At 39.6% G+C, this 12661-nt stretch carries 12 protein-coding genes; 2 read left to right on the forward strand and 10 right to left on the reverse strand.

Annotation, left to right across the window (positions count from 1 at the left end):
* Nucleotides 1–660: 660 nt before the first annotated feature.
* Together PEDSA_RS06215 and PEDSA_RS06220 are read left to right on the forward strand one after the other, a co-directional pair.
* On the forward strand, nt 661–1635 hold the full coding sequence (locus PEDSA_RS06215; RefSeq protein ID WP_013632316.1) for a ribonucleotide-diphosphate reductase subunit beta: 975 nt from the start codon (nt 661–663) through the stop codon (nt 1633–1635).
* 27 nt (nt 1636–1662) lie between these two features.
* Nucleotides 1663–3309 (forward strand): ribonucleoside-diphosphate reductase subunit alpha, encoded by a 1647-nt coding sequence (locus tag PEDSA_RS06220; RefSeq protein ID WP_013632317.1) that lies wholly within the window; start codon nt 1663–1665, stop codon nt 3307–3309.
* 181 nt (nt 3310–3490) lie between these two features.
* Here the strand turns inward: PEDSA_RS06220 and PEDSA_RS06225 are convergent, their stop codons facing one another.
* The 10 genes from PEDSA_RS06225 to PEDSA_RS19815 all read right to left on the reverse strand — a co-directional run bounded on the left by PEDSA_RS06225 (nt 3491) and on the right by PEDSA_RS19815 (nt 12661).
* On the reverse strand, nt 3491–4480 hold the full coding sequence (locus PEDSA_RS06225; RefSeq protein ID WP_013632318.1) for a diaminopimelate dehydrogenase: 990 nt from the start codon (nt 4478–4480) through the stop codon (nt 3491–3493).
* A gap of 379 nt (nt 4481–4859) precedes the next feature.
* Nucleotides 4860–5057, reverse strand: a complete 198-nt coding sequence (locus PEDSA_RS06230) for a hypothetical protein (RefSeq protein WP_013632319.1) — start codon at nt 5055–5057, stop codon at nt 4860–4862.
* 178 nt (nt 5058–5235) lie between these two features.
* Nucleotides 5236–5859 carry a hypothetical protein gene (locus PEDSA_RS06235; RefSeq protein ID WP_013632320.1) on the reverse strand — a complete coding sequence of 208 codons (624 nt, stop codon included), beginning with the start codon at nt 5857–5859 and terminating at the stop codon, nt 5236–5238.
* A gap of 10 nt (nt 5860–5869) precedes the next feature.
* Nucleotides 5870–6490: a zinc-binding dehydrogenase gene (locus PEDSA_RS20400; RefSeq protein ID WP_245546846.1), complete on the reverse strand. Its 621-nt coding sequence runs from the start codon at nt 6488–6490 to the stop codon at nt 5870–5872.
* A complete protein-coding gene (locus PEDSA_RS20405) occupies nt 6478–7026 on the reverse strand; it encodes an alcohol dehydrogenase catalytic domain-containing protein (protein WP_245546848.1) in 549 nt (182 codons plus the stop codon). The genes PEDSA_RS20400 and PEDSA_RS20405 overlap by 13 nt, the downstream gene beginning before the upstream one ends.
* 25 nt (nt 7027–7051) lie before the next feature.
* Complete coding sequence (locus PEDSA_RS06245; protein WP_013632321.1) at nt 7052–7330, reverse strand: hypothetical protein; 279 nt, start codon at nt 7328–7330, stop codon at nt 7052–7054.
* A 284-nt stretch (nt 7331–7614) separates the two neighbouring features.
* Nucleotides 7615–8688, reverse strand: a complete 1074-nt coding sequence (locus PEDSA_RS06250; protein ID WP_013632323.1) for a glycosyltransferase family 9 protein — start codon at nt 8686–8688, stop codon at nt 7615–7617.
* The gene (rfaE2, locus tag PEDSA_RS19500) at nt 8688–10169 is read right to left on the reverse strand and encodes a D-glycero-beta-D-manno-heptose 1-phosphate adenylyltransferase (protein ID WP_013632324.1); all 1482 of its coding nucleotides are present in this window, start codon (nt 10167–10169) and stop codon (nt 8688–8690) included. The genes PEDSA_RS06250 and rfaE2 overlap by 1 nt, the downstream gene beginning before the upstream one ends.
* Nucleotides 10141–10749: a D-glycero-alpha-D-manno-heptose-1,7-bisphosphate 7-phosphatase gene (locus PEDSA_RS06260; protein WP_013632325.1), complete on the reverse strand. Its 609-nt coding sequence runs from the start codon at nt 10747–10749 to the stop codon at nt 10141–10143. The genes rfaE2 and PEDSA_RS06260 overlap by 29 nt, the downstream gene beginning before the upstream one ends.
* Entirely contained in the window at nt 10739–12661 is a 1923-nt protein-coding gene (locus PEDSA_RS19815; RefSeq protein ID WP_013632326.1) for a glycosyltransferase, read from the reverse strand. The genes PEDSA_RS06260 and PEDSA_RS19815 overlap by 11 nt, the downstream gene beginning before the upstream one ends.

Genomic DNA, 12661 nt, shown 5'->3' on the forward strand with positions numbered 1-12661 from the left:
TTATATAGCTGGAATATCGTCATATCGTTATCAGAACAACATAAAATGCCTTAATTAGTTTATGCACCATTAAATTCAGGCTTTACTTAAAATTGTAAATAACACCAAATATCCGCTTTGCAAAATCCTATTTCTTCTTTTTCTTATTAATTCCTTTTTAAAAAACCTCCTTAAATTGCTCGAAAACCGCTTTGTCATTTTTGGATAATATTTCAAAATTGCCCTTTAATTTTTCAAGGTTTATCAGTCTCAATAAGTTAGAAAATAAACCCATAATCTCACCTGCTCAGATGGAAATAAAAACTTAGGCAGCTATAAACTTTTTCACACTAAAAACAGCCTTTAAACCTATTTAAAGCCAATTGTGAATAAAATATAGGCAAATGTGTATAACATCTAAACCCTCTTACTCCTGTTCCATTATTTAATTAGATACATTTGCATCAGCACATCGCAAAAGAAGTAATTTACCATTCATAACTGTAAAACTTAGAAGAACCGCAAGCAGCAAAACAAGTTGCTAGCCTCTGCTACCAAAAGTCGGCTATGAAACTCAAACTACTTCTAGGGATAAATTAGGCTGGCCTGATTTACTCAATTTTTTGCAATGTGACTTTGTTTGTTTTTAAGATTGATTTAAAATTTAACTAACATATAACTATGGGCATTTTTGATAAACGAATTAATTACAAACCATTCGAGTATCCAGAAGTACTGGACTTTACTAATGCTATTAATAAATCTTTTTGGGTCCATTCTGAGATCGATTTCACAGCAGATACTCAGGACTTTCACTCTCATTTATCAACAAATGAGAAAGAGAGCATCAAAAGAAGCTTGTTAGCCATTGCTCAGATAGAGGTTAATGTAAAATCTTTTTGGGGGAATTTATATAACCACTTGCCAAAGCCTGAGTTTAATGGATTAGGAAGCACATTTGCAGAGTGTGAGTTCAGACATTCCGAGGCCTATTCAAGATTATTGGAAGTATTAGGTTACAACAATGAGTTTGAAAAAGTAATTGAAATTCCGGTTATCAAAAAGAGGATTGCTTATCTGTCAAACGCGCTAAAAGACACCAAGTCGGACGATAAGAAAGCCTATATCAAATCGCTCATTCTATTCACTATCTTAATAGAAAACGTATCACTATTCAGTCAGTTTGCTATTATTCTATCATTCACCCGTTTTCAGGGAGTAATGAAGAATGTGAGCAATATTATTGCGTGGACTTCTATAGATGAGCAGCTACATGCTAATGCAGGTATATATATCATCAATAAAATAAAAGAAGAATTCCCTGAATATATTGATGAAGCTGTAGAACAGGAAATTTATGATATCGTTACAGAATCCATCAATATCGAAGATGAGATACTGGGTTGGATCTTCGAAAATGGAGACTTGGAACATATCAACAGAAGAGATCTATTAAACTTCATGAAATACCGTATCGATGTCAGCCTGCAACAAATCGGCTTTAAAAAGCTGTATAATGTATCTGAGACAGAATATTCTCCAATGGTTTGGTTTGAAGAGGAAATTTTCGCAAACAGTCTGGATGATTTCTTTGCAAAACGTCCTGTAGAATATACTAAACACGACAAAAGTATCAGTGCAGACGATTTATTTTAATATTGATCTTTAACAAACAAGTATACTATGCAAAACCTTTGGTGGCTTAACGAAGAAAGCGAGCAAATCTTAAATAGAGGATATTTATTAAAAGGAGAAACCCCTCAGAAAGCAATAGAGCGTATCGCCAATGCTGCTGCTAAAAGATTATATAAGCCAGAACTTGCAGAATCGTTCATTGAAATGATCAGCAAAGGCTGGATGAGCTTAAGCTCTCCGATTTGGGCTAATATGGGAACAGAAAGAGGTTTACCAATCTCCTGTTTCAATGTACACGTACCAGATCATATAGAAGGCATTACCCATAAATTAGGTGAGGTTATCATGCAAACCAAAACCGGTGGCGGTACATCTGGTTATTTCGGCGAATTAAGAGCAAGAGGTACTGCTGTTACCGACAACGGTAAAAGTAGCGGTGCTGTTAGTTTTATGAAATTATTCGATACCGCAATGGACACCATTTCTCAGGGAGGTGTTAGACGTGGAGCTTTTGCAGCCTATTTAGATATCGACCATTCTGATATTAAAGAGTTCTTAGATATTAAAAACATTGGTAATCCCATTCAAAACCTATTCTTTGGCGTTTGTGTGCCAGATTACTGGATGCAGGATATGATTGAAGGCGACCGCGAAAAAAGAGATGTTTGGGCAAAAGTATTAGAATGCAGACAGCAAAAAGGGTTGCCTTATATTTTCTTCTCTGATAACGTAAACCGCTTTAAACCTGATGTTTACAAAGACAAGGAAATGCCTATCTACGCAAGTAACCTTTGCTCGGAAATTGCATTACCATCTTCAAGAGACGAATCTTTTGTTTGTTGCTTGTCTTCTATGAATCTGGAATTATACGACGAGTGGAAAGATACCGGAGCCGTAAGGTTAGCTACCTTTTTCCTTGATGCTGTAATGAGCGAGTTTATTGAGAAAACAGAAGGTAACCATTACCTGCAATCAGCTAACAATTTTGCTAAAAACCACCGTGCTTTAGGCTTGGGTGTAATGGGATGGCATTCTTACCTTCAAAAGAACATGATCGCTTTTGAAAGCTTACAGGCTAAGCAGTTAACGAATACTATTTTTAAAGACTTACAGGAAAAATCACTGAAAGCTTCAGAAGAATTAGCGAATATTTATGGCGAACCTTCTTTATTAAAAGGATATGGTCGTAGAAATGCAACCTTATTAGCTGTAGCGCCTACAACTTCTTCTTCTGCTATTTTAGGACAAACTTCTCCTGGTATAGAGCCTTACAGCAGTAATTACTACAAAGCTGGTCTGGCAAAGGGTAACTTTATCAGAAAGAACAAATACCTGAGAGCTTTATTGGAAGAAAAAGGTATCGATAACGAGGAAACATGGAGAACCATTATGTTGAATCATGGTAGCGTTCAACATCTTACAGAATTAACTCAGGAAGAGAAAGACATATTCAAAACGTTTAAAGAATTAAGTCAATACGAAATCATTCTTCAGGCTTCTATAAGACAGAAATATATTGATCAGGCACAAAGCTTAAACATTAATATTCCATCTAATCTGCCGATAAAAGACGTTAATAACTTAATTATCGAAGCATGGAAATTAGGGGTTAAAACGCTATACTATCAACGAAGCCAAAGCGTTTCTAAAGAATTTGTATCAAATCTGGTGACTTGTACAAGCTGCGAAGCTTAACAATAATCGTAACGTAAAATTAAAAAGCTGCTTTTCATAAGGAAAGCAGCTTTTTTTGTTAAAACAGTTGAGCTGACTAACAGCAGACCCAAATACTGTTTTAGCGCTAAATATCTTGTAAAATCCAATTCAGGCTAATAAGCTTTATTAAAACCTTATTATCCTGAACCGAACACTTATACTATAACAAAGTTCTTCTTAACTCCTCATCAGATTTAGAAGATAAATAAGCCAAAGGCACATCCAACACCGTTCTGGCGCCAGTCTGACCTTGTTTAGCCATTTTACCTACCGCTCTGGTATAAGCTACCAAAACACTCGCTGTAAACTCCGGATTACTTTCTAATGCCAAGCTAAACTCTATACGTTGTTTTGTACCATTACCTGTCTTTCCTGAGCGGAAAACTATTCCTCCATGAGGCATAGTTGAATGTTCCGCTTTCAATTCTTCTTCAGAAATAAAGTTTACGATAGTTTCATAATCAGCAAAGTAATGCGGCATTGTTTTTATTGCGGTTTCAATCTCACTTAAATCAGCGCCTTCCTCCGGTACAATGTAACATACGCGCTGATGTTTCTCTGCAGTGGTTAACTCCGGATTTTCCCCCGAGCGAACTCTTTCTAAAGCATTATCAATGGGGATAGTGTACTGAACGCCACCTTTTACACCCGCTACACGCCTTACTGCATCCGAGTGTCCCTGACTTAAACCTTTTCCCCAAAAGGTATAATCTTCCCCTTCTGGTAAAACGCTTTGCCCTATTAATCTTGCCAAAGAAAATAATCCCGGATCCCAACCTGTAGAAATCAGGCTTAAAGTGTTATGCGCTTTTGTATTCTCGTCTACTTTTGCAAAATATTCGGGAATCTTTGCATGTGTATCAAAGCTATCTACGGTATTAAACAATTTAGAAACTTCCAATACCTGCTCCGGCAAATCCTGAGAAGAACCTCCGCAAAGTACCATCACGTCTATCTTATCCTTAAAGTTCTCCATTTCAGTAATTGAAACAACTTGTGCTTCACTTCCTATATCCGATGGTTGTCTTCTGGTAAAAACAGCTACCAACTCCATATCAGGGTTTTGCTTAATAGCCAATTCAACCCCTTTACCTAAATTTCCGTATCCTACAATCCCTACTCTTAAAATACTTCCAAATGTGTCTCTCATTCTTTTCGTATAAAACTTTAAATATTATCCATTAAAGCTTCCAAAACTAAAAAAATTAACGAGAAATCTATGATCAAAACAGCAATACCTATCAAAGCCGAATAATAAATTAACGGCACACTGCCATCAATCAGCTTATAATCTGATAGTAAAAAAATTAAGTATCCGGGGGTGCATCATGAATCAAATGTATTCACTTCTATTCGGATTCTGAAAACACTTGTATCAGCAGTTAAGTGCGGTCATAGTCGGTTCAAGGTTAGACAGATAGTGAGCATGAGAGCTTTTTTCTTTCTTTCCAAGCAGGATCAAAGACACACAAAAAAGCCGCTATAAATCAATTATCAAATATGGCGGCTTGTAAATCTGACTTCTTAAATTAATTTTCCTTTTTCTTGACATCAATTCGCTCATTGTCGCCTCCCATTTCGTTTACTTCGTCCGAATCCAGACCTAATTGAGGCGAATCTGCAAATGGGTCTCTCCCATCCTGATGCATGCTATCCAATTTTGAATCGGATAAATCATCTTGTTGCCGGTTTCCACCTGGCTCTTTTAAATTTGTTCCATTTCCCATGGTATAGATGAATTAAAATTCAACAATCATCGTCACCTTAATGAACCAAATCTTATGCCACATCATATCGTTATTCAATCAATAGCTTTCAAGGTGTAGATAAAAAGCTGCGTTGTTAGTCCAAATAAAATAGCCATAGACACTAAAATGGCTACTAGTTAAGCTCCCGATAATATGATTATCGTTTTACAAAACCTTTCATCAAGCTTTTCCATTGAGGATAAGAAAAGCCTGCTTTTGCGGCCCAACCCACTATAGAATTCCGCACATTGTCTATTATATTATCTGTTTTTCTATTCGGAACCTCATTACGCCCATGCTCTTCGGCGGATATTTTATTTCCAACCCTTTTTATCTGGAATATAGAAACCGCCTCTTCGGTATAAAAATGAGCTGTATCAGAATCCGCATTTTGTGGATTTGCAGACGGTCTTGCTTTCAAAGTAAGCAGTTCTTCATTTTCCGAGCTTTCCTCAGACAGCTCTTCAATCTTTACCCAATCATAGCCCTCTCCGGCTTCAGTTCCCGGACCAGGGATATCAATACGAAAAAAATCCCCTTCCATAACAGGCCTGTTTACCTCCTTTCCCAAATAGTTAGTCAGTTTAAAGGTAGACATTGGTAATTGTGCAATTTCATACCATTGGTTAACATTAAGAAAGCGTTCCCTTACAATCTGAAAGAAATCCCTCGCCTCTTCCTCCGAGGGTAATTCTATAGCTTCTACGGCATTTGTTTCAGAACCCACATATTGTCCGGGTACTTTTTCCTTTCCTAACTCCTGTCCTTCTTCTTTTTCCATAAAACAAATATTAAGGTGTCAGCACAACTTTTACGCAGTCATCTTCTTTTTTTTCAAACAGTTCATAACCCTTTGTTGCTTCACTAAGCGGAAGAACATGTGTTATAATATCATCCAAAACTACTTTCCTTTCATTAACCAGATCAATAAGTTCATCAATATAAATCTGCACAGGTGCCTGCCCCTGTTTAATCGTAATTCCCTTGTCAAACATGCGGTGTAAAGGAAAATTATCATAGGTAGATCCGTACACGCCTACAATCGATACGGTACCTGCTCTCCTTACCGCTTTAAGGGCTGTATCCAAAACTTTCATGCTCCCCTTTTCCAAATTCACAGTAGCTTTCAGTCTATCCAGCACATTTCTTTCAGGTTCAAACCCAACAGCATCTATACAAACATCAGCACCGCGGCCATTGGTCATGCTTCGTATGGCATCTATCACATCAACCTCATTGGGATTCAGGGTTTCAACATTGTTAACTTGCTTTGCCTTTTCCAAACGATAATTAAGCGGATCAATAGCAATAACCCTGCTGGCACCTTTTAGCCAAGCTGCTTTTTGCGCCATTAATCCCACCGGACCCGAACCAAATATGGCAACCACTTCACCACCTTTTAACTGTGCCAATCTACAGCTGCCCAACCTGTTGGAAAAATATCAGTAAGAAAAAGAGCCTGACTGTCTGTTAAGCTATCCGGAACAACACGTGGCCCAATATCCGCATAGGGTACCCTCACGTATTCGGCCTGACCACCTGAATAACCACCATACAAATCGGTATAACCAAATAAACCGCCCCCCTTTTCACCCGCCAGATCCCCATCAGGACCATAATGTTTATAATTAGAATTTTCACAATGCGTTGGAGCCTGATGGTTACAGAAAAAACATTGGCCGCAAGCTATCGGAAAAGGCACTACCACACGGTCGCCCTTTCGTAAATCGGTAACTGCCGAGCCTGTTTCTACTACAATTCCCATAAATTCATGGCCCATTATCATATTGCTCGCTTGCGGTACAGATCCGCGTAATATATGTAAATCCGAACCGCATATGGCTGTCGAAGTTACTTTAAGGATAACGTCCCTGCTATCCTCTATTCTTGGGTCATCAACGGTATCTACACGAATATCCCCCGGTTTATGGAAAACTGCTGCTTTCATAGATAGATGTTATTTTTAATCGTAATTATTCTCTTTCCACAAACTTATGGAAGGTACTGGTCTCGCCATTTTCTTTCTTCTCCTGATACAGGAAGTCCAGCTTATTATCGTCAAATTCCTTAAAGAAAATGTCCCAATCCATTTCTTCGAAATTATCCGAGTCGCTAAATTCTGGAAAATGTATACGTAATACGCCTTCCTCTTCGTTATCTCCGGTACCCTTAATCTTCGAAGGGACACCTTTCCGTTCCTCAACCCATTTTCTAATCACTTCATGATCATGGGTCTGTTTTGATGCACTCATATTACTTTATTTTTTAAGATTTATATCCTTATTATTCTTCTTTCTAATGGCATAGTACCCCCCTACAACCAAAACCAGAAATACAATCCCTATAATAATTGGAACAAACATAAACGCTGTTTTAAATACATAAACTACTTTCTACCATCTACTTTCTATTCTCTACTTTCGACTTTAAACCCTCAACTCTCCACTTTAACTTTAAACTCTTCAACTCCCAAACTCCACTCAATAATGATGCGGATAATAAAGCTATTTATACCCATTCAACCACGTATAAACCCTTAATTTACTGCGATTTCACTGTTCAATTCAGAGAAAGCCTGATACACCTCCTCTGCAGAAGGAAAAGCTTTAGTTTCTTTATACAAGCTTTTTCTTAACCACCTTATCACTTCGTTTTTACTTGCCAATTTTTCGCTTACGCTGAATTCCAATACTTTAAAACTGGTCATCCATGGCAAATGCTGAGGATTAGTCTGCGCATACAGTAGCACTACCGGTTTGGCAAGTGCCGCAGCCAGATGTACAATTCCGGTATTAACAGCAATCAAAAGCCGGCTTTTCTGCATCAATGCTGCCGTTTCCGGAAGCGACAATAGTCCCGAAAGGTTAAAGACCTTACCTTCCAATCTGTCTATTACATACTTTATCTCCGGTATATCTGTTCCGTCCCCGGTAAAGACCAACGGAAAATTAGTGCGATTAATCAGTTCCTGGCAAACCTCAATCCATTTCTCCAAAGGGTACTTCCTTTTGTTTTCTGAGACTCCAATATGCACAACCAAATAATTATCATTTTCCAAACCTACCCCCGCCAGTAGTTGTCTGATATGTAATTCACTTTCTACCGGAATGGTTATCCTTATGCTTTTGTCTGCTGTGCTGGCTCCCATATGTGCTACCAATCTCAGGTCACGTTCCACCTGATGAACAATCTCCTCGTAAGGTTCTTTATCGGGTAGCCAGCCGTTAAGTAAATCGTAAGGATTCTCCCTGCAATAACCAATACGCAAGGGTATTTTAGCAAGCCAAACAATTAAAGCTGCAGGTAAGATATTCTGGCTAAACACACTGAATATAATACAACTATCAAAAGTATAATCAGTTAATTCCTTTATCAGGGCCAACACTTCTTCCTGGCTTCCCATTTCCTTTACTTTTACCCAGGGCAAGTCAAATACAATACAATCATCTATCTCCTCAATCAAGGGTACCACTTTGCTGCCCATAGTCGAAGTCAATACCGTAATGCGACAGTCGAAAGTTTCCTTCAATGCCCGTATGGCAGGTTCAGACATTAATAAATCACCAAAATTATCGGCTCTAAAACATAATAAGTTTTTAATAGGTTCCATCAGGATGCGTAAACTGCTTGGCTGGTTTCTTGAATTTGCTTAATTGTACTGGTGGTAGACTTATTATCGGTAAAAGGCACAAAAGCCAATTTACAACCAATTTCATCTATAGTAACCTTCTCGGGTAAATACTTATAAGTATAGTCACCTCCTTTTACAAAAACCTGTGGCTTCAAAGTCTTAATCAGCTGAATAGGAGTATCATAACCTACTTTACCGAAAGAAACAATATAATCAATACAAGCCAGTCCTTTGAGTACTTCAATCCTTTCCTGCAGGTTATTAATAGGCCGCGTACTGCCTTTTAAACGCTTTATGCTTTCATCGTTATTAATGCCTACTACCAAAATATCTCCCATCTCTTTAGCTTTTGCCAGGTACTTCACATGGCCGCAATGCAGTATATCAAAACAGCCATTCGTAAACACAATATTCTTCCCTTCTTTTTGATGTTTACCTACAATTCTCTTCAATTCTCCTAGCGGGATATACTTAGAAGCATTCACCAATTTTTCCTGTATATCTGCCGATGCACAGATGGCGGTTTTCTCCCTTTTCTGGATAGCAGCATGTGCAGCATGCACTGCCAGTTGCATAGACTGCTTAATATTGGCTCCAGCCGATATGGACAGCAGAAATGCGGAAATAAAACTGTCTCCAGCACCGCTTACCTGCGGAGCAATCACCTGTTCCACGTCATAGTGCGAAATATATTCGGATTGGCGGAAATGGGCGATACCGTCCTTATCCATCGTCAGGATAATATTCTTGGCACCGGTTCTTTCCGCTAAAATCCCGCTCCACTGCTGTACCTGTTCTTTGCGTAGTCTGCTATAGCTTTCTCCGGTAATCTCAAGCCCTTCCTGATAGTTTGGCTTAATAAAATCAGGTTTAAGCATTTTATAACGCTCGTAAGATTTAGCATCAACCGCCAGAATTTTCTTGTTTTTGCTTCGCATTTCCCGCAGCTTGTCAATCACCTTATCTGTCAGCACACCTTTGTTATAGTCCGAAATCAGCACAGCATCACATAAAGGATAAGCTCGCTCAATGTGTTTAATCAACCTGTCTTCTGTATTTGCTTCCAATACAGACTCGGTGCCATCATCAAATCTAACAATCAATTGACTATCAGAAGACACCCTTGTTTTAACTATAGTTTTTCTTGAATCTTCCAACACCAGGAATTGTTCATCAATAGTGGCCGATCTAAGCAGGTACTTCAGTTCGGGAAGTATATCGTCATTTCCTACAACAGTACAAAACAATACCTCAGATCCAAGTGCCCTCAGGTTCGCAGCCACATTCCCTGCACCTCCCAAACAGCTGCGCTTTTCATCGATATCAATCACGGGAACACTGGCCTCGGGTGCTATTCTATGACAGGCACCATGAATGTATTTATCAATCATAAAATCGCCTATCAGCAAAATGCGGTTCTTCTTAAATTTCCTAACTATATTCAAAAGCTCTTTGTCCATTTCCTTTAGTTTTGTGTTGATTCGAAATAAATGATGCGGCATCCCAAAAATCGTCAGATATCCAGTTCGGAATCCTGTTAAGGTTCCCGTTAACCTGCCACTGGTCTTCGTTTCCATTATTAATCAATATCGACTTGCAACCGGCAGATTTACCGGCCTCAACATCGTCCAGAATATCGCCTATCATCCAAGATTGCAATAAATCGATCCCATGATCCTGTGCAGCATTTAGTATAAGCTGGGGGCCGGGTTTCCTGCATGTACATTTTATACTGTATTCCGGCACAATCCCGTCTTCCGAATGCGGACAATAATAAAAACCCGACAATACCAGACCGCGCTGGTTCAATAACTGCCTTATCCGCCTTTCTACGCCAACAAGATCTTGTTCTTCAAAATACCCTCTGGCGATCCCCGCCTGGTTGCTGATAATGATAAAGCAATAACCTAAGCTATCCAGTAGCTCCAGGCCATCCAACACACCTTCATTCAGCGTAATCAAATCAGGATTTACATTATATGGGATATCCCTAACAATTGTCCCGTCCTTATCCAAAAAGATTGCCTTCTTAGCTTCCATAACCCTTATAATTTTGGTGAATATTCAAATAGGCTGGTTGGTTGTTTACGTTTAGTCTGGCCAAAGGAAGATTTAGAGGTTTTATTGTTTTTTCCACACGGTCATGTGCTACTACCCTTTGCTCAATAATAGTACACAGCTGATGTACAATGTGCAAATGCAGTTCCTGAATACGCTGCGTACTCTTAGAAGGCACAATAATGTTATACCGCGAGTATCTGGCGGCCATACCACCATCTTTTCCTAACAGGCTAACCGTCACCATTCCTTTATCTTCTGCTGCATTTATGGCTCTTACAATATTGTCAGACTGCCCACTGGTGCTCAAGCAGAACAGTACGTCGCCCCGGTCTCCATAAGCTTCAACCTGTCGCGCAAATACATCGTCATAACCAAAGTCATTTGCCCAGGCAGTTAAAATCGAAGTATCCGCATTCAGTGATAACGCTGGCAAACCCCTTCTCTGGCTCACTTCAAAACGCCCTACCAGCTCCGCTGTAAAATGCTGACTCTCTGCGGCACTTCCTCCATTTCCGCAAACCAGAATCTTCTTGCCCGATAACAAGGCATTACTCATTACCGTTCCCGCATGCAGAATATCTTCAGCTATTTCCCTTGCCGAATTTTTAAACGTAATGGCAGCTTCCACAAAAGACTCTTTCAAAGGATCCAGCAAATTGTCGACATATTGTATCTTCAGTACTTTTTTGTACAGATCTATTACCTGATCGGCAATATGGCACCACTTAAACTTCTTCACGTATCGCTGTGCATAAGCTCCCATACTTTCCAGCAATTCAGGCCGGGCAAGCAAAAACTGCAGTTTATCCGCCAAAGCTACCGGATCATTGGGCGCTACTAACAGCCCGGTTTTGCCATCAAGTACAGAATACTTGATGCCACCTACATTAGCCCCTACAACCGGCGTTCCGCAAGACATCGCCTCTAAAGGCGTAATACCAAAAGGTTCGTACCACGGTGTAGTAACAAACACATCCGCTGCACTATAATAGTATTTCAGCAAATCACGTTCCTTGCGGCCTGCAAATACAACCTGTTTTTCAATCCGCAGTTCCTTTACCAGATCTTTCAACCTGTCAATTTCCTGATAACCGACACTCTCCTCACGTTCTCCACCAACAACCAACAGTTTATAAACTTCGCCGTTCTCGCAAAGTTTAGCTACAGCACGTATCACATTGTCAATACCTTTTCGGGGAACAATACGCCCCAGTTGCAAAATCACTTTCTCGTCCTGCTCTATCTGCAGTAAAGTCCTGGCGGTTTGCTTGGGTACCGGGTAAAAATCCTTAGGATTAAAACCACAGGCAATAACAGGTACCTTAGATTCTTCCGCTTCATATAGCTTAATCAGGTCTTCCCGATCCTGCGGACATTCGGCAATCACCGCATCTGCATGTTTAACAATCTCTTTTTCGATATCCACACGTTTATCTGGAAATCTGTCGTTCTCCTTTTGGAAAACCTTGCGGATATATCCCAACGCGTGAAAAGTAATTACAAAGGGAATATTCATTCGCTGTTTCAATTCCATGGCAACCAGTCCCGACATCCAGAAATTGGCATGTACAAGATGATATTCCAGCTCTTCGCGCTGAATAAAATTCTCCATTTGCTTTCTAAACTCGCCCATATAAACAAAAATGTCTTCCTTAGGGATAACCTGTGCCGGCCCTGCATCCACCAGGATAACCCGTACACCCCGGACAAAAGGTATAATTTGCGGAGAATCCCTGTCCTCCCTTCTCGTAAATACATCAACCTCATATCCCTTTCTGGCTATCTGTTTCGCCAGTTCAGCAACATAGACGTTCTGCCCGCCACTGTCTACTCCGCCCAACGATGCCAGGGGCGAAGCGTGTTCACTTATAAATGCAATTCTGTTTCTCAT

The organism is Pseudopedobacter saltans DSM 12145 (assembly GCF_000190735.1).
Lineage (GTDB): Bacteria > Bacteroidota > Bacteroidia > Sphingobacteriales > Sphingobacteriaceae > Pseudopedobacter > Pseudopedobacter saltans.